Source organism: Micromonospora sp. SD19, assembly GCF_054462275.1.
Window position 1 is genome coordinate 1,396,603 of sequence record NZ_JBTLMN010000001.1, and the last position, 16,784, is coordinate 1,413,386.

Annotated in this window: 16 protein-coding genes; 10 read left to right on the plus strand and 6 right to left on the minus strand. The window is 71.4% G+C overall.

Annotation, left to right across the window (positions count from 1 at the left end; all coding sequences use genetic code 11):
- Window positions 1-21: 21 nt before the first annotated feature.
- Window positions 22-1,605 (minus strand): D-alanyl-D-alanine carboxypeptidase/D-alanyl-D-alanine endopeptidase, encoded by a 1,584-nt coding sequence (gene dacB, locus ACX27O_RS06520; RefSeq protein ID WP_458939062.1) that lies wholly within the window; start codon window positions 1,603-1,605, stop codon window positions 22-24.
- 67 nt (window positions 1,606-1,672) lie between these two features.
- Window positions 1,673-2,389, minus strand: a complete 717-nt coding sequence (locus ACX27O_RS06525) for an MIP/aquaporin family protein (RefSeq protein ID WP_030331316.1) — start codon at window positions 2,387-2,389, stop codon at window positions 1,673-1,675.
- A gap of 109 nt (window positions 2,390-2,498) precedes the next feature.
- Between ACX27O_RS06525 and ACX27O_RS06530 the strand changes: the two genes are divergently transcribed.
- Together ACX27O_RS06530 and ACX27O_RS06535 are read left to right on the plus strand one after the other, a co-directional pair.
- Window positions 2,499-3,572: an NAD(P)-binding domain-containing protein gene (locus tag ACX27O_RS06530; protein ID WP_030331314.1), complete on the plus strand. Its 1,074-nt coding sequence runs from the start codon at window positions 2,499-2,501 to the stop codon at window positions 3,570-3,572.
- Window positions 3,573-3,765: 193 nt separating this feature from the next.
- Window positions 3,766-4,047 carry an adhesin gene (locus ACX27O_RS06535; RefSeq protein ID WP_030331312.1) on the plus strand — a complete coding sequence of 94 codons (282 nt, stop codon included), beginning with the start codon at window positions 3,766-3,768 and terminating at the stop codon, window positions 4,045-4,047.
- 10 nt (window positions 4,048-4,057) lie between these two features.
- Here ACX27O_RS06535 and ACX27O_RS06540 read toward each other — a convergent pair whose 3' ends face one another.
- Window positions 4,058-5,125 carry a beta family protein gene (locus tag ACX27O_RS06540; RefSeq protein ID WP_210865125.1) on the minus strand — a complete coding sequence of 356 codons (1,068 nt, stop codon included), beginning with the start codon at window positions 5,123-5,125 and terminating at the stop codon, window positions 4,058-4,060.
- 91 nt (window positions 5,126-5,216) lie between these two features.
- Between ACX27O_RS06540 and ACX27O_RS06545 the strand changes: the two genes are divergently transcribed.
- The 4 genes from ACX27O_RS06545 to ACX27O_RS06560 all read left to right on the plus strand — a co-directional run bounded on the left by ACX27O_RS06545 (window position 5,217) and on the right by ACX27O_RS06560 (window position 10,202).
- Window positions 5,217-6,104: a sulfotransferase domain-containing protein gene (locus ACX27O_RS06545; protein ID WP_358125466.1), complete on the plus strand. Its 888-nt coding sequence runs from the start codon at window positions 5,217-5,219 to the stop codon at window positions 6,102-6,104.
- Between the two features lie 257 nt (window positions 6,105-6,361).
- Window positions 6,362-6,754: a cupin domain-containing protein gene (locus ACX27O_RS06550; RefSeq protein WP_036411381.1), complete on the plus strand. Its 393-nt coding sequence runs from the start codon at window positions 6,362-6,364 to the stop codon at window positions 6,752-6,754.
- Between the two features lie 42 nt (window positions 6,755-6,796).
- Window positions 6,797-8,596: a glycoside hydrolase family 15 protein gene (locus ACX27O_RS06555; RefSeq protein WP_030331304.1), complete on the plus strand. Its 1,800-nt coding sequence runs from the start codon at window positions 6,797-6,799 to the stop codon at window positions 8,594-8,596.
- Between the two features lie 238 nt (window positions 8,597-8,834).
- A complete protein-coding gene (locus tag ACX27O_RS06560; protein WP_210858673.1) occupies window positions 8,835-10,202 on the plus strand; it encodes a pectate lyase in 1,368 nt (455 codons plus the stop codon).
- Between the two features lie 42 nt (window positions 10,203-10,244).
- Here ACX27O_RS06560 and ACX27O_RS06565 read toward each other — a convergent pair whose 3' ends face one another.
- Together ACX27O_RS06565 and ACX27O_RS06570 are read right to left on the minus strand one after the other, a co-directional pair.
- Window positions 10,245-11,435 (minus strand): threonine synthase, encoded by a 1,191-nt coding sequence (locus tag ACX27O_RS06565; RefSeq protein WP_210858670.1) that lies wholly within the window; start codon window positions 11,433-11,435, stop codon window positions 10,245-10,247.
- 13 nt (window positions 11,436-11,448) lie between these two features.
- Window positions 11,449-12,489, minus strand: coding sequence for a DNA polymerase ligase N-terminal domain-containing protein (locus ACX27O_RS06570; RefSeq protein ID WP_357638332.1), 1,041 nt, complete (start codon window positions 12,487-12,489; stop codon window positions 11,449-11,451).
- Window positions 12,490-12,583: 94 nt separating this feature from the next.
- Here ACX27O_RS06570 and ACX27O_RS06575 point away from each other — a divergent pair, with 94 nt between their 5' ends.
- The 4 genes from ACX27O_RS06575 to ACX27O_RS06590 all read left to right on the plus strand — a co-directional run bounded on the left by ACX27O_RS06575 (window position 12,584) and on the right by ACX27O_RS06590 (window position 15,262).
- Window positions 12,584-13,372 carry an aldo/keto reductase gene (locus ACX27O_RS06575; protein WP_030331297.1) on the plus strand — a complete coding sequence of 263 codons (789 nt, stop codon included), beginning with the start codon at window positions 12,584-12,586 and terminating at the stop codon, window positions 13,370-13,372.
- Between the two features lie 125 nt (window positions 13,373-13,497).
- Complete coding sequence (locus tag ACX27O_RS06580; RefSeq protein WP_167337296.1) at window positions 13,498-13,650, plus strand: hypothetical protein; 153 nt, start codon at window positions 13,498-13,500, stop codon at window positions 13,648-13,650.
- Window positions 13,650-14,615 carry a golvesin C-terminal-like domain-containing protein gene (locus tag ACX27O_RS06585; RefSeq protein ID WP_030331295.1) on the plus strand — a complete coding sequence of 322 codons (966 nt, stop codon included), beginning with the start codon at window positions 13,650-13,652 and terminating at the stop codon, window positions 14,613-14,615. Before ACX27O_RS06580 ends, ACX27O_RS06585 begins: the two co-directional genes overlap by 1 nt.
- A gap of 152 nt (window positions 14,616-14,767) precedes the next feature.
- Window positions 14,768-15,262: a hypothetical protein gene (locus ACX27O_RS06590; protein ID WP_458939063.1), complete on the plus strand. Its 495-nt coding sequence runs from the start codon at window positions 14,768-14,770 to the stop codon at window positions 15,260-15,262.
- Between the two features lie 121 nt (window positions 15,263-15,383).
- Here ACX27O_RS06590 and ACX27O_RS06595 read toward each other — a convergent pair whose 3' ends face one another.
- Window positions 15,384-16,508, minus strand: a complete 1,125-nt coding sequence (locus tag ACX27O_RS06595; RefSeq protein WP_030331290.1) for a GH12 family glycosyl hydrolase domain-containing protein — start codon at window positions 16,506-16,508, stop codon at window positions 15,384-15,386.
- Window positions 16,509-16,784: the final 276 nt, after the last annotated feature.

The window sequence follows — 16,784 nt, forward strand, 5'->3', positions numbered from 1 at the left end:
GACGCGCCTCCCGGCCGTCGCTCAGCAGGTGATCGGTTTCACCCAGGCGCACTCGACGCCCTCCGGGGTGCGCGGCGTCTCCGGCACCGCCGGCGCTGCCACCCGGGCCGTCGACGTCTGTCCCTCGCGGAAGCCGGCCAGCGTTACGGCGATCTGGTCCTCCAGCGACTTCACCGACGCCGTCAGGTAGTTGTTCAGCAGGATGGAGAACGCCAGCAGCCGACCGTCGGCGCTGGTGACGTACCCGGAGAGACCGGAGACACCGGTCAGGCTGCCGGTCTTGGCGTGCACGTTGCCCGCGGCCGGGGTGCCGGCCATCCGGCTGCGCAGGGTGCCGCCGACGAACCGCTCGGGCTGGCCGGCGATCGGCAGCGCCGCGTACCAGGTGGCGAACCACGGTTCGGCGCGGACGGCGCTGAGCAGGTCGACGAACTCCGTCGCCGGGACGAGGTTGCGCCGGGACAACCCCGAGCCGTCCCGCTGGCGCAGCTTCCCGGTGTCCATCCCGGTGTCGGCGACGTACTCGCTGATCGCGGTGAGGCCGGCCGTCCACGTTCCCGAGCCGGAGAGCACCCGACCGATCTCCTTGGTCAACACCTCGGCGTGCCCGTTGTTGGAGAGCTTGAGGAACGGTGTCATCAGCTCGCCCAGGCTCATCGAGTCGTGTCGCGCCACCGGGTCGGCCGTCTCCGGGGTGGGCTGGCCGAGCACGGTCCGGCCGAGCACCCGGACGCCGTGTCGGTGCAGCGCCGTCCGAAACACGTCGGCCGCGTAGCCGGTGGGTTCCCAGACGGTGACCCAGTCGCTGGCCGGCTCGTCGCCGAGGGCGATCTGACCGGTCACCACGACGGTGTTGCCACCGTGTTCGCGCTCGATCGAGATGGAGGTCTCGCCGCTGCTGACCGTCTCGGCGCGGTTGTCGACCCGGACGTAACCGGTGGCGGGGGTGGTGGTCACCACCGGCGGGGCGCCGGCCCGGTCGGCCGGCGCGGCGTGCACGATCACCGTGCCCGCGTCGTAGTCGGTGTCCGGGGCGACGGTCAGCGCGGAGACCGGGGCGGCGTAGTAGTAGGGCTCGTCGTCCCAGGTCCAGTCGGGGCCGAGCCGGGTGCTGTCGTAGCGGGTGTCGTCGGCGACCAGGTTGCCGGTGACCACCCGTACGCCGTCGGCGGCGACCTGCGCGGCGAGCGCGTCGTAGTCGGCGGCGAGCATTGTCGGGTCGCCTCCGCCGTGCAGGTAGAGGTTGCCGGAGAGCAGGCCCGCGCGACGCTTGCCGCTGGCGCGGACGTCGGTGGTGAAGCGGTGGCCGGGGCCGAGCAGCTCAAGGGCCGCGGTCGAGGTCAGCAGCTTGGTGTTGGACGCCGGAATCAGCCGGCGGTCGCCGTTGCGGTCGTAGAGCGTCTGCCCCGTGCTGGTGTCGACCACGACCACCGAGGCCTGCGCGCCGCTCAGCCGGCTGTCGGCGAGGATCGTGTCGATGGTGGCGCGCAGCTGGGTCGTCGCGGGGGTGGGCGACTCGGCTGTGGCGCCGGGCGCGGCGGCGGTGGCCGCGGTGGCGACCAGCGCCAGCAGCGCGAGGGCCCGGGGAAAGTGACGACGATACATGTGCTGATGCTGCCACGGAGATATTCGCCGGAAAAGGTCCCCGGGCGAAAGATATTGCCGTTACTGCCTATTTCGGCTCGCCGACCGATTTCTCGTGACCACCCCAGTAGTGCCGCTGCGCCCCCATCAGCAGTGGTGCGACCAGCGCCGCGAGCGCCCCGCCGAGCAGCGGGAAGACGATGAACACCCAGAGCTGCCGCAGCGCCACGCCGCCCTCGAAGACCGCCGGGCCGAACGCGCGGGCCGGGTTGACGGCCGCACCGGTGAGCGTCACGCCCACCAGTTGGGTGGCGGCCAGCGCCAGCCCGATGGCCAGTCCGGCGGTGCCCGGATTCTCGCTCCGACTCGTCACCACCAGCACCACCAGCACGAAGAGGAAGGTCAGTACGACCTCCAGCACGGCAGCGCCGCCCCGGTTGATGTGCGCGCCGTAGCCGTTCGCGCCCAGGGCCCCGGTCTGGTCCGCGACGTCACCCCATCGGGTGAGCGCCCACAACACGAAGGCCGCGATGGTCGCGCCGACGAACTGCGCGATCCAGTACGCCACCGCCCCGAGCACCGAGATCTTTCCGGAGAGCAGCACACCGAGCGTCACCGCCGGGTTGACGTGGCTGCCGGAGAGTGGGCCGATCGTGTAGACCAGGGCCACCATCACGAACCCGAAGGCCAGCGCCACCACCACCACGCCGCCCTGGACCCGGGCGGCGACCGCGCTGCCCACGCCGAAGAACACCAGCAGCAGGGTGCCGAGGAGTTCGGCCGCGTACCGACGGAAGTCGCTCATTCGCTCAGCGTAAGTGCCGGTCGGGTGGTCGACGCCGGAATGGCCGGCTGTGACCGGCGCGACGACCGACGGCGGGCACAGTCCCGACAACCGGGCTGTTGTACCCCGTGTGGACACCCTCTCCGCGGACGTCGTGGTGATCGGCGCCGGCCAGGCCGGTCTGAGCGCCGGCTACCACCTGCACCGCACCGGTTTCGCCCCCGGCAGTGGCTTCGTCATCCTCGACGCCGACAACGGGCCCGGCGGCGCGTGGCAGCACCGCTGGCCGACGCTGGTCTTCGACAGGGTGCACGGCTTCCACGACCTGCCCGGCCTGCCGCTCCCACCCGCCGATCCGCACCGCCCGGCCGCCGAGCAGGTCAGCGCCTACTTCGCCGCGTACGAGAGGACCTTCGACCTGCCGGTGCGGCGGCCGGTACGGGTCCGGGCGGTGCGCTCCCGCCCCGACGGACGACTGGACGTGCACACCGACCGGGGCACCTGGACCGCCCGAGCCCTGATCAACGCCACCGGCACCTGGACGCGGCCGTTCTGGCCGCACTACCCGGGCCGGTCGACGTTTCGGGGACGGCAGCTGCACACCGCCGACTATCGGGGGCCGGCCGAGTTCACCGGCCTTCGCGTGGTGGTCGTCGGCGGCGGCACCTCGGCCGTGCAACTGCTCGGTGAGGTCTCCACCGTCGCGGCGGCCACCACCTGGGTGACCCGCCGGCCGCCGTCGTTCAACGACGAGGAGTTCGGCCCGGAACTGGGTCGTGCCGCGGTGGCCCGGGTGGACGAGGCGGTCCGGGCCGGCCGACCACCGGGAAGCGTGGTGGGCGTGACCGGGCTGCCGGTCACCCCCGAGGTGCGCCGGCTGCGCGAGCGCGGCGTCCTCGACCGGCTACCCGTGTTCGACCGGATCACACCCGACGGGGTGGCCTGGGCGGATGGGCGGAACGTGTCGGCGGACGTCATCCTCTGGTGCACCGGCTTCCGGGCGGCCATCGACCATCTCGCCCCGCTGGGCCTGCGCGCGCCGGGCGGCGGTATCACGATGGACGGCACCCGGGTGGTCGCCGACCCGCGGGTTCACCTGGTCGGGTACGGCCCCTCGGCCAGCACGATCGGGGCCAACCGGGCCGGCCGCGCGGCGGTCAACGAGATTCGCGCCTGGCTGGCCCCGGCCGCCGCTCTCCACTGATCCGGCTCTATTTGACGGATGGTCCGCCAGCGGGCACGGTGGAAGTGACGGGGCCGTCAGCTGCCCCGATCCGATGCGACGGCGATGACCGTTCGCCCCTCTGTCGCCTCCCACGCGTGCTCGTAGGCGGGCCCGACTGTCCGGTCCGTGCCGTATTCGACAGCGAGCCGAGAATCCACGAGGAGTTCCACTCATGCTCACCATGACCGATAACGCCGTGCTCGTCATTCGTGACCTCGCCAATCAGCAGGACGTCGCCCAGGACGGTGGGGTGCGAATCGCCGCCGACACCGAGGCCGGCTCGCTCACCGTCGAGCTGGTGCCCGAGCCGGTGCAGGGCGATCGGGTGGTCGACAACCAGGGCGCCCGGATCTTCCTGGACGAGGACGCCGCCGAGCTGCTCGGTGACGCGTCGGTGGACGCGACCGTCGACGACGAGGGCGTCATCCAGTTCGGCTTCACCGAGAAGCAGTAGCACCAGAAGCTCACCGCAACGGGCGCCCCCGCTGCGGTGGACCCTGCCCGGGGTGCCACCTCGGCGCACCGTCGCCGGCCGGGTGCAACAGCGTGTTCAGCACGTGGGCCAGGTGGTGCGAGGTGCTCCACGCCGCCCAGTTGGCGGTCGAGCCGGCGCCGGCACCCCTGCGGGCCCGGCGCAACAGCTCATGGTCACCCCACGAGAAGGCCGCCCCGGTGGTCGGCCAGTGTGGCGCCGACACCAGCGTGCGACACAGGTCGGCGAACCGGTCGTCGCCCCGGCCGCCGCGTCGCGCCCAGCGGTAGATCCACCAACTGCCGTCGTCGGTGTACCGCACCGTCGGCAACCGGTCGCCGGGATCACCGGTGCCCGGCACCGCCGGGTGGACGCCGTAGTCGCCGTAGTCGACCCCGGCGTCGGCCAGCCGTCGCCACAGCTGCCAGTCCCAACGGTCCAACTGGACCGGTTCGTCGGTGGGCAGGCCGGACAGCGTCGGCGGCATGCCGCCCGCCGCCACCGTCACCGACCGCCAGGCGTGTCGGCGCGCCCAGTCCAGCAGGCGGCGTATCCGGGGCTCGGCGGCCCGCACGTCCGCCGGGCAGCACACGTCCCCCGCGTCCACCAGCAGGTCGCACTCCTCCGGGGCGAGGTCGGTGAACCGCCAGATCCGTTCCACAGCGGTGGTGCTCGCGTCCGGCCCGGCCCGGTCCTGGCCGGCCCGCAGCCGGATGAGCGCCCGGCGGCCGTACGCCCGTGCCGCCGCGCCGTGCGCGACCAGCCGGTGGTCGCTCTCGGAGAGCCCGATGACCGGCACCATCGGTACGCCCCAGCGGGTCAGCTCCGCCTCGGGGATGTCGGGCAGCGCGCTGACGTCGACGGCGGGCAGCAGCCCGGACGGCAGCCGGCGAACGGTGTCCATGGTGGACCTGTCGATCGTGCCGATCTCCAGGACCGGGGCGACCAGCTCGGCGTACGCGGGATCGAGGTGGCTCAGGGCCTCAAGCTCGCCTCGTCGGTTGGCGAGGATGGGGCGGTAGAGCGTTGCCGCCGCCCGGCCCCCGTGGGCGGGCACCATACTTCAATCTAGCCAGGCATGCGCATGTCTCACAGGGGTGTAAGTCGGAATTCGGCTGCTCGACTGTCGGTTCGACGACTACCATCCACCGGTGCTCACGCCAATTCACCGGTACCGATCCGACGACGAGGACAGCGCGCGGTGGACCGGTTTCCCGTTCCGCGACGGCGACATCGTGATCAGCACCCGGTCCAAGAGCGGCACCACCTGGATGCAGATGATCTGTGCGCTCCTGGTGCTGGGCACCCCGGACCTGCCGGCGCCGCTGCCCGAGTTGTCGCCGTGGCTGGACTGGTTGGGCGAGCCGCGAGCCACGGTGTACGACCGGCTGGCCGCCCAGCAGCACCGGCGGTTCATCAAGACGCACACCCCGCTGGACGGGGTGCCGCTCGACCCGCGGGTGCACTACGTGGTGGTGGCCCGACACCCACTGGACATGGCGGTCTCCCTCTATCACCAGGCCGCCAACCTGGACCGGGCGCGGCTGGCCGAGCTGACCGGCCGACCCGCGCCGGCCGGGCCGCCGGGTGAGCGGCCCCCGGTGCGGGAGTGGTTGACGAGCTGGGTCGACCGGGAGGTGGACCCCCACTCCGAGCTGGATTCGCTCCCCGGGGTGCTGATGCACCTGACTGACGCGTGGGCCCGCCGGCACGAGCCGAACATCGAATTGGTGCACTACGACGACCTGCTGGCCGATCTGGGCGGTGAGATGCGCCGGCTCGCTGACCGGTGGGGCATCACGGTCCCCGACGCGCGCTGGCCCGCGCTCATCGAGGCGGCCACCTTCGGCCGCATGCGCGAGCGCGCCGACCAGCTGGCACCGGACACCCTCGGCGTGCTGCGCGACCGCCTGGCGTTCTTTCGCCGAGGAGGCTCCGGTCAGGGACGCGACCTGCTGGACGAGCCCGCGCGATCCCGCTATCAGCAACGGGTCGCCGCGCTGGCCCCGCCCCAGCTGCTCACCTGGCTCCATCGCTGAGTCGGTTGAGCGCACGGTGGCTCGAAAGAGCGCACGGCGCCGCTCGACCGTGGTCGGAACGTCGCCGCGCTCTGGCCGTCTCCCACCACCGCAGCCGTTCGGCGGTACGCCGGCGGGGACCTGGCTCGACCGGCGCTTCGTGCCGGTCCGCGCTGTCGATCCCCGGTCCGCGCGCATCCAAACCCTCTGACCGTGGGGAATTCCACCATCTGCGACTCCCGGCGTGGCGCGCCGCCGGACGGGGTATGAGCGTGGGCATGGAGCATTTCACTATCGCGACTGTCGCCGAGAAGAGCCCGGATTTCCGGCGGGTGCTGTGGACCGGTGAGCACACCCAGCTGGTCATCATGACCATTCCGCCGGATGGGGAGATCGGCGAGGAGGTGCACGAGGGCATCGACCAGATCCTGACCTTCGTCAGCGGCGTCGGCGAGGCCCGGGTCGCCGGCGCGAAGCGGAAGGTCGCCGCGGGCGACCTGGTCGTGGTTCCGGCGGGCACCAAGCACAACTTCGTCAACACCGGCCCCAACCCGCTGGTGCTGTACACGGTCTACGGGCCGCCGGAGCACGCCGACCAGGCGGTGCACAAGACCAAGGAGGAGGCCGACGCGGCCGAGGCGGCGGGGGAGGACGAGCCGCCCACCGAGTGAGGCGCCCGGTCTGATCCGGCCTGATGCGGGTACCCCCGGCGGGTGGAGCAGCAGCCGGCGATCTCCGACTACGGGTTCCTCTCGGACTCCCGTTCGGGTGCCCTGGTCGGCAAGGACGGCTCGATCGACTGGTGGTGCCCGCACCGGTTCGACGGGTCGGCCGTGTTCGCGCGGCTGCTCGACCCGGGTGCCGGCCATTTCCGGCTGGCGCCGGTAGGCGTCGGCGGTCCGGGCCACCGGGTGGAGCGCGCGTACCTGCCGGACTCGCTGGTGCTGCGGACTGTGCATCACACGCCGCACGGCAGCGTGGCGGTCGTCGACGCCCTCGCCGCCGAGGTGGGCGCCCGCGCCCACGAGTTGGGCAAGAACTCCCCGGCCGTGCTGATCCGGGTCGTCAAGGGGCTGTCCGGGCGGGTGCGGATGGGGCTCGACTTCGCACCCCGCCCGGAGTACGGCCTGCTCACGCCATACCTGCACGACCAGCCGGACGGCGGGGTGCTGGCCGGGGCCGGCCCGGTGGTGCTGGTGTTGCGCGCCGGGGGTCTGCACCTGCGGGCGGGCACCGACCGGGTGACCCACGAGTTCGAGGTCTCCGCCGGTCAGGTGATCGGGATGGACCTCGCGTTCGGTGAGGCGTACGGCGATCCGCCGGCCCGACTGGACCCGCTGGCCGCCCTCGCGGAGACGACGCAGGCGTGGCAGGCGTTCCGGGAGACGCACGGGTACTCCGGCCGCTACCCCGAACTCGTCAAACACAGCGCGACGGTGCTGACCGGCCTCACGTACGCCCGCAGCGGCGCGGTCGCCGCCGCGCTGACCTCCTCGCTGCCGGAGCAGATCGGTGGCGACCGGAACTACGACTACCGCTACTCGTGGCTGCGGGACTTCTCGTTGACGATGCGGGCGCTCTGGGTGGCGGCCTGCCCCGAGGAGACGTCCCGGCTGTTCGCCTGGGCGACCCGCTCGATCGGCCGGTTCGGCGACGAACCCGTGCCGGTGCTCTTCGGGCTGGAGGGCGAGCGCGACCTTTCCGAGCACCACTGCGACCACCTGCGCGGCTACCGGGACAGCCGGCCGGTGCGGATCGGCAACGACGCCTGGCGGCAGCGTCAGCTCGACGTGCCGGGCGAGGTGATATCGGCGGTGTGGCGGCTGCGCGACTACCTCGGTGCGAACTTCGAGGTCGAGTTGCGGGAGATGGTGCTCGGGTTGACCGAGCAGGTGGCAGCGACGTGGCACCTGCCGGACCGGGGCATCTGGGAGACCCGCGACGACGAGCGCCACTACCTCTCGTCCAAGGTGTCCTGCTGGCTGACCATGGACCGGGCGGTGGGGCTCGCCGACCGGCTCGGTGATCAGGCCGACCCCCGTCGCTGGGCCAACGTGCGTGACGAGATCCGCGAGACCGTGCTGCGCGAGGGGTGGAACGAACGGATCGGGGCGTTCACCGGCGCGTTCGGGTCGGCGGAGTTGGACGCCTCGGTGCTCGCCCTGCCGGTCACGCACTTCCTGCCGGCCACCGACCCACGGATGCGCTCGACGATCGCGATGGTCGAGCGCGAGCTGGGCACCGAGGCCGGTCTGCTGCGACGCTGGACGGCCGACCCGGCCGGCTTCCTGCTGTGTTCGTTCTGGCTGGTGGAGTGCCTGGTGATGACGGGCGAGCAGCAGCGGGCCGAGGCGCTCTTCGAGCGGGTCGTCGGGTACGCCAACGACGTGGGGCTGTTCAGCGAGCAGATCGACCTGGCCACCGGGATGCAGCTGGGCAACATGCCGCAGGCGCTCTCGCACATCGGGCTGATCAACGCGGCCTGGCGGATCACCGAGCCGGAGAGCTACTGATCCGTCGAATCCTGCAACAGACCTGCAAGCGCCAGGCATTGACGCTGATGGTTGGACAGTCCTAGCCTCGAAGATGCGGGAAAGCCCTTTCCCACGGCTTTGATCCCGCTTCACCCCGCTTCGGATCCGGGCGTCCGACGGGGCCACACCGATCCCGTTCAGTGCCGCACGCCGCGCCGACGCGTCTCAGGCCCGACGGGCACAGGGATCACCACCACATGCGTCAAGGAGGACACCTGTGCAGCAAAGACGACTCTCCGGCCGCCGACCACTACTGCTGGCGGTGGGTGCCGGGGTGACCGTGGCGGCCCTCGCCGCCGGCATGACCTCGGCCTTCGCGGCCACCATCCTCAGCGACGACTTCACCGACGGCGACACCTCCGGCTGGTCCAAGTCCGGTGGCACCTGGGCGGTGGACGGCTCGGGGGTGCTCAACCAGTCCAACGCCGGCAGTGAGCTGGCGCGCCAGTTCGCCGGCCAGACCAGCTGGACCAACTACTCCGTGCAGGCCCGGGTCAGGCCGGCGAGCTTCGGCTCGTCCAGCGCCCTGGTCGGGCTCGCCGCCCGCTCCTCCAGCAGCACCAAGATGTACCGGCTGGCCCTGCTCGGCTCCGGCCGCGCCGAACTCCAGGCGGTCAACGGCAGCTCCGTCACGGCGATCGGCTCCGCCTCGCTCGGCGTCGGCACCGGCACCTGGTACACCCTGCGCATCGAGACCAGCGGCAGCACCATCCGCGGGTTCGTCAACGGCACCCAGATCGCCTCCGGCAGCAACAGCCTGGTCGGCGCGGGCCGGATCGGCCTGGTCACCGCGTACGCCAGCGGTGGCTTCGACGACGTGCTGGTCGACTCGTCCGGCGGCGGCACCCCGACCACGCCACCGCCGACCACCACCCCGCCGCCGACCACTCCGCCACCCACCACCACCCCGCCGCCGGCCGGCTGGCCGACGCCCACCGCCAGCCAGAAGGTGGACGCGACCATCCCGGTGTCCGGCACCTTCGACGGCGGGCTCAAGCGTTACTACGGCATCGGTGACGGCGGGCAGAGCGAGAGCCAGGACCCGATGTTCGAGTTGGCCGCCGGGGCCACCCTGCGCAACGTGATCATCGGCGCGCCGGCCGGTGACGGTGTGCACTGCGAGGGCAACTGCACCCTGATCAACGTCTGGTGGGAGGACGTCGGCGAGGACGCGGCGACCTTCCGCGGCGGCACCACGTACACCGTCGACGGCGGTGGCGCCCGCTCCGCCAGCGACAAGGTCTTCCAACACAACGGGTCGGGCACCGTCTACATCAAGAACTTCCGGGTGGAGAACGCCGGGAAGCTCTACCGGGCCTGCGGCAACTGCTCCACGTCGTACCAGCGGCACGTGGTGATCGACAACGTGATCGTCCGGAACACCGACGCGATCGCCGGCATCAACACCAACTGGGGCGACACCGCCCGGTTCACCCGGATCACCATCGTCGGCGACCCGGACCGGGAGACCTCGATCTGCGTGAAGTACAAGGGCGTGCCGAAGGGCAGCGAGCCGACCGAGATCGGCGAGGGCGCCGACGGCGTCAACTGCCTCTACTCACCATCGGACATCACCTACCAGTAGGCACCGTGCGTCGGCACCCCGCGGTCCGCGGGGTGCCGGCTCTCACGCCAGCACGGGTACGCCGGACACGTCGACAGTGTCCGGATACTTCAGCCCGGCGCCGGTGTTGAGCACCACCACCCGTTCGCCGGCCCGGATCCACCCGCCGGCGCGCAGCTGCCGCGCCGCCGTCAGGCAGGCCGCACCCTCGGGGCAGAGCAGCAGCCCCTCCCGACCGGCGAACTCCCGCAGGTCGGCCAGGATGTCCGCGTCGTCGACGGCGACGGCCGTGCCGGACGACTCCCGCAGCGCCGCCAGGATCAGCTCGTCGCCCAGCGGGGCCGGCACCGTGATGCCGAACGCCACGGTGTGCGCGTCCGCCCACGGCTGCGCCCGATTCTCGCCGGCGGCGAACGCCCGCACGATCGGCGCGCAGCCGGTGGACTGCACGGCCACCAGCCGGGGCAGCTTGTCACCGACCCAGCCCAGCTCGCGCAGCTCGTGCAGCGCCTTGTGGATGCCGATCAGGCCGACACCGCCGCCCGTCGGGTAGATGATCACGTCCGGCACCTGCCAGCCGAGCTGCTCGACGATCTCGTACCCCATCGTCTTCTTGCCCTCCAGCCGGTAGGGCTCGCGCAGCGTGCCGGCGTCGAAGATCGCCCCGTTCGACTCCGCGATCAGCTCGGCCACCCGCCGGCCGGCGTCGCCGATCAGCCCGTCGATCAGGCGCAGGTCGGCCCCGGCGGCGACGCACTCGCGCCGGCAGATACTCGGCGCGCTCAACGGCATGACGATCGTCGCGCCCATCCCGGCCCGCGCGGCGTAGGTGGCCCAGGCCGACCCGGCGTTGCCGTTGGTGGGCATCGCGACCCGCTCGACGCCCAGCTCACGGGCCCGGCTCACGCCGACCGCGGCACCCCGGGCCTTGAACGAGCCGGTCGGGATCAGCCCCTCGTCCTTGACCATCAGGTCCGCGATGCCGATCTCGGTGCCGTACGCCGGAGTGCGCAGCAGTGGCGTCCAACCCTCGCCCAGCGTGGTGACGTGCCGGGGATCGGCTACCGGCAGCAGCTCCCGGTAGCGCCACAGATCGGCCGGGCGCAGCGGAAAGCGTTCCGGGGTGACCGCCTTCGCCACGGCTGGCAGGTCGTAGCGGGCGAGCAGCGGCGACCCGCAGTCGCAGAGGTTCTGTAACCGGTCGGCGGCGTGCTCCTTGCCGCACCGCGGGCAGTCCAGGTGGGTCAGGTACACGTCGCTCCTCGCGTCAGACCGCGTCGATGCCCAGCCAGCGTCGGCTGCGCCGCCCCGGCTCGTAGACCGAGTCCAGCCGTTTGGCGACCACGCCCGGCAGGCCCTGTTCCTGCCCGGCACGCAGGGCCTCGTCGCCCGCGCCCGGGAACCACGGCGGAGTCTGCCAGTGCGCACCGGCCAAGGCCAGCCCATCGAGCAGCTCCCGGCGTTGCGCGTACGGCACGTCGACGCTGCTCACGCCCTCCAGCCAGAGCAGGTCGACGATCAGGTACTGGGCGTCGGCGGGGACCCGGCTGCCGGTGCTCGGACGCACCGGACGCACCCGGCCGGCACCGTCGATGCGCACCAGCACACCGTCGAGCACCGCCTCGGTGGGGGCGAGCGCCTCGGCCATCGCGCGCAGCCACTGATATCCGCCGGTGATGTCCTCGTCGGTCTCGGAGAGCAGCCGCAGCCGGCCGCCGGAGACGTACGCCATCGCCCGGACGCCGTCCCAGCGCAGCTCGTACCCCCAGGCGGCGCTGTCGCGGGGGAGCCCGGCGGCGGGCGTGGCGTGCATCGGCCGGACCAGATCCGGCATCGTTGTCCAGCCGGGTGGCGCGGGGTCGGTGCGGCGGACCATCCAGTCCCGCCCGCCGGTGGCGAACAGCACGTAGCGCCCGGCGGTCCGGTCACCGGCGAGGGTCACGATCACCTCGTCGTCGCGCCACTTCTCGCAGTGGTAGGTGCCCCGGTCGTGGATCAGCATCCGGCCCCCGCCGTACTCACCGGCGGGGATCTCGCCGGCGAAGTCGAGGTACTCCATCGGGTGATCCTCGGTGTGCACGGCGAGGTGGTTGCGACCCGGATCGCGTGGCAGCCCGCGTGGCACCGCCCAGGACGCGAGCACCCCGTCGTGCTCCAGGCGCAGGTCCCAGTGCAGGCTGCGGGCGTGGTGCTGCTGGATGACGAAGCGGGCGGCGTCGGGGCCGGCCGACGGCGGGCCCTGCGGCACCGGCTCGGGTGTGCGGGCCGCGTCCCGCCGTCGCCGGTACTCCCGCAGCCGGTCGGTCACACCCGCATTCTCCGGCAAAACCGACCGGTGCGCTGGACGCCCCAGTGTCCGGTTCACTCGGCGGTCGGGGGCGCGGCGGGGTAGAACGGACCTCATGGACCTCACCGACCAGCCCACCGCCCTGCTCCCCGGTGACGTGCGGATGCCCCTGCTCGGCTTCGGCACCTGGCAGGCCACCGGCCAGGCCGGGTACGACGCCGTGCTGGCGGCGCTCGACACCGGCTACCGGCACCTCGACACCGCCACCGTGTACGGCAACGAGCGGGAGGTCGGCCGTGCGGTGCGCGAGAGCGGGCTGCGCCGGGAGGACGTCTTCATCACCACCAAGCTGCCGCCCAACCAGGTGGGCCGGGAGCGGCAGACGCTGGAGGCCAGCCTGGAGGCGCTCGGCGTCGACCACCTGGACCTCTGGCTGATCCACTGGCCGCCGAGGTCGCCGGCCGACAGCATCCCGCTCTGGCGGGAGCTGATCGCCGCCCGGGACGAGAATCTCACCCGGGCCATCGGCGTCAGCAACTACAGCACCGCTCAGATCGACGAGCTGATCCAGTCCACCGAGGAGAACCCGGCGGTCAACCAGATCGAGTGGAGCCCCGCGCTGTACGACCGGCAGCGGCACGCCGAGCACCGGGACCGGGGTGTGGTGCTGGAGGGGTACAGCCCGTTCAAGACCAGTGACCTCAGTGACCCGGTGCTGGTCAGGATCGCCGCCGCGCACGGCGTCTCGCCCGCGCAGGTGGTGCTGCGCTGGCACATCGACCACGAGATCGTGGCGATTCCGAAGTCGGTGACCCCGGAGCGGATCACCGCCAACTTCGACGTCTTCCACTTCTCGCTGACGGCGGAGGAGATGCGCGACATCGACGCGCTCGGCGAGGGCTGATCGGCGGATTCCTTCAGCGGGTGACCCGCTGATGAAGGGTATCGACATCGACGTACGTGACGGTATAGCGTGCCCGTCATCACGTTCGTCGATCCGTTCGTGCCCGCCGTCGCTGGAGGATCGCCATGACCCGATCACCATCCGTCCGTCTGCGCCGCCGTGGGGTGCTGGGCATCCCCGCCCTGCTGGTCGCCGCGCTGACCGTCGTCGCCCGACCCGCCCCGGCCAGCGCCGCGCCGAAGGCCGAGTGCCTCGCCGACCTGCTCGCGGACGCCTGATGGCGACGATCCCCTGGCTGGTGGACGTGCTGCGGGCCGCCGGGGTCCAGGTCGTCGTCGAGGGCGACTGGCTCAACCGGATGCGCCCCGGCTCCTTCGACCCGATCGGAGTGCTCTGGCACCACACCGCCTCGACCTCGAGCGCCAGCAACCCGCACCCGGCCCTCGGCATCTGCATCAACGGCCGCTCCGACCTGCCGGGGCCGCTGTGCCAGGCGCTCGTCGACTACAACGGCGTCTTCCACGTCATCTCCGCCGGCCGCTGCAACCACGCCGGGGTCAGCGGCGGCAGTGGACCGATCCCGTCCGGGGACGGCAACACCCTGATGATCGGGTGGGAGATCGACTACAACGGCGTCAACCAGGAGATGACGGCCGCGCAGTACAACGCGTCGGTCGCCGCCACCGCCGCCGTGCTCACCCGCCTCGGCCGGGACAGCAGCTACGCCCGGGGCCACCGGGAAACCAGCACCACCGGCAAGATCGACCCGTCCTTCATCGACCTGAACGTCATGCGCGCCGACGTGGCGGCGAAGATGGCCGGCGGCGGCACGACCTGGTCCGCAACCGTGGACAACACCACCAGCGGTCGGTTCACCGCCAGCGCCAACTGGGGCGTGTCGTCGTACTCCAGTCAGCGCTACGGGGCCGACTACCGCTACGCCGAACCGGTCGCCGCCAGCGATGTCGCCTGGTACCGGTTCAACGTCCCGGCCGCCGGCAACTACCGGGTCGAGGCCTGGTGGCCGGCGAACTCGGGCTACAACAGCGCCGCCCCGTACATCGTCGCCACCAGCAGCGGCAACCAGACCGTCCGGGTCGACCAACGGGCCACCGGCGGGCAGTGGCGCGCCCTCGGCACGTTCGCCCTGCCGGCGGGCGACGCCAACCGGGTCGGTGTGAGCCGGTGGAGCAGCTCCAGCGGCCTGGTCATCGCCGACGCGGTACGCCTCACCCGGGTCTGACCTCCGACGCGGCCCCGCCCGGGCTTGACGCGGCCCGGCCCGGTCTTGATCCGCTCGCCTTTCAGGAAGTCGGGGCATCCCACGTGCGAGGATGCCCCGACTTCACGGAAGCCGAGTGGATCTCCGCAGGGTGGGAGCTGAGCAGGAGAGTCATGGAGCGAGATGCGAACCTGATGGCGGTGTTACGTCGCCTCGATGATCCCGAATGGCTGGAGTTTCCCGCTGGCTACAGCAGAACGGAGCTTGCGGCCTCGTGCGGCATCCTCGCCGCAGATATCGGGTCTCGCTTCTCGACGAGTTGCGAGATCGAGCGAGACATTCAAGACTCCGCACAGTACGCGCGGATCGAAGTGCCGGGGGAATCTACGGTCAGCGGAACGCGGATCGTCGTCCTGGTGAGCAAGTTCAAGCCGTTGGCCATGGTCGCCGCCGACAACCCCGGTGCCTTTCTGAGCACCGACGAGGCATGCGCCGAAGGCGCACTGGACGCCAGCGACCTCGAAGAGGTCAAGCAGGCTCTCGTCGGCTCGGGACACCTGGTGATTCCGGAAGAACTCTTGATGAACCGCTATGACGGAGTTGCCCACCTGCGCTTCCACGGTTCCGGGGAACCTGACTGGTGGGACCGGTTCTTTGGTTCATTCTGAATCGTCGTCTGGGGGGACGGATCAGGGCGTGCGCGGCTCCGCGCACGCCCTGACTCCTCCCGGTGGCCCGCTTCCGTTTGCGGTGGGGGCGCGACGGACGGTCACGCCCCCAGCCGTCAGGTCAGTTGCGGGAGCAGGTTGCCCCGTTGAGCGAGAAGCTGCTCGGCGACGAGTACGACCCGTTCACCGTCCCTTGGTAGCCGAAGCTGGCAGTGCCCCCGGGTGCGATGGACCCGTTGTGGCTCACGTTCCGGGCGGTCACCGCGGACCCGCTCTGACTCACCGTGGCGTTCCAGGCGTTGGTGACGGTCTGCCCGCTGGGCAGGTTGTAGTTCATCGTCCAGCCGTTGATCGCGCTGGACCCGGTGTTGGTGATCTGCACGTCGGCGGTGAAGCCGTTGTTCCACGAGTTCGCCGTGTACTTCACCGCGCAGCTCGCGCCACCGCCCGGCGGCGGCGTGGTCGGCGGCGGGTTGGTGGGGTTGCCGCCGCCGTTGACGTTGGCCGAGAACGACGTCACGGCCAGGCCGACGCCGCCCTGCCACGGCTCGAAGCCGGCCTGGATGCTGGTCAGATACCAGGAGTTGGTGATCGCGCCCCGGTTGCGGGTGTCGTTGATGAAGTCCAGCACGCTGAAGTTCAGGCTGGAGATCGCCGACTGCGCGACGTACGAGATGACGTTGTTGGAGCCGTTGCTGCCCCGCCAGACCTCCCAGGTGCGGCCGGCCAGGTTCGTCGTGCCGACCACCGAGCCGATGGGCTGGATCGGGCCCTGCCGGTTGAGCCAGATCATGATCTCCATCTGGTTCACCCCGTCCCGCTTGGGCGACGGGTCCAGCCAGATGTCGTACGACGCGTTGTAGGTGGCGCCGCTGACGTAGCGGTAGGAGATGCTGCTGGTGGCGCTGCTGATCTGGCTCACCTGGATCGGCAGGTTCGTGCCGGGGGAGCAGTTGGTGTAGTGGCAACCGAAGAACACCGAGGGGTACGCGGTGGGCGCGCCGTTGGTGGGGCTGCTGCCGTTCAGGGTGGTGATCTCGAAGCCGCTGCTGGTGACGTTGATGCACTGCTGGGCGGTGGTGCCCCAGCGGTTGTTCTGCACGACGTAGCGGCCCTGGATGGTGGTCGAGCCGTACTGTTCGCAGATCAGGGTGTCGGCGGAGGCGGTGCCGCCGAAGGTCACGGCCACCAGGGAACTGGCGACCAGCAACCCGGCGACGGCCAGGGCCCGAAGTTGACGTTTCATGACGCTCCTTGACTCGGCGCGTGCCGGGCGCCGGATGTGGTGGGGCAGTGCGGGAGCGCTCCCACGCTCAACGACACATTTACATGTCTGAAACTGACGCGCAACCGTCGGGGTTGAACTGGCAAATTGTGAGGATTGCCATCCCCGCCTTACGGCCGGCGACGGCCGGCCGGCCAAACGGCACGGGTCGCCGACGAGCGGCGGGGTGCGGGCCGATTGGGCCTGGTGTGCGCCGATCGCTCCGAGTAGCGTGTTGCCTCCAACGCGTGCCGCTCC

Excerpts from the sequence above, each read along its gene's own strand:
- dacB (WP_458939062.1), bottom strand. The coding sequence starts at position 1,605 with ATGTATCGTCGTCACTTTCCCCGGGCCCTCGCGCTGCTGGCGCTGGTC.
- ACX27O_RS06525 (WP_030331316.1), bottom strand. The coding sequence starts at position 2,389 with ATGAGCGACTTCCGTCGGTACGCGGCCGAACTCCTCGGCACCCTGCTG.
- ACX27O_RS06535 (WP_030331312.1), top strand. The coding sequence starts at position 3,766 with ATGCTCACCATGACCGATAACGCCGTGCTCGTCATTCGTGACCTCGCC.
- ACX27O_RS06540 (WP_210865125.1), bottom strand. The coding sequence starts at position 5,125 with ATGGTGCCCGCCCACGGGGGCCGGGCGGCGGCAACGCTCTACCGCCCC.
- ACX27O_RS06550 (WP_036411381.1), top strand. The coding sequence starts at position 6,362 with ATGGAGCATTTCACTATCGCGACTGTCGCCGAGAAGAGCCCGGATTTC.
- ACX27O_RS06575 (WP_030331297.1), top strand. The coding sequence starts at position 12,584 with ATGGACCTCACCGACCAGCCCACCGCCCTGCTCCCCGGTGACGTGCGG.
- ACX27O_RS06580 (WP_167337296.1), top strand. The coding sequence starts at position 13,498 with ATGACCCGATCACCATCCGTCCGTCTGCGCCGCCGTGGGGTGCTGGGC.
- ACX27O_RS06585 (WP_030331295.1), top strand. The coding sequence starts at position 13,650 with ATGGCGACGATCCCCTGGCTGGTGGACGTGCTGCGGGCCGCCGGGGTC.
- ACX27O_RS06590 (WP_458939063.1), top strand. The coding sequence starts at position 14,768 with ATGGAGCGAGATGCGAACCTGATGGCGGTGTTACGTCGCCTCGATGAT.
- ACX27O_RS06595 (WP_030331290.1), bottom strand. The coding sequence starts at position 16,508 with ATGAAACGTCAACTTCGGGCCCTGGCCGTCGCCGGGTTGCTGGTCGCC.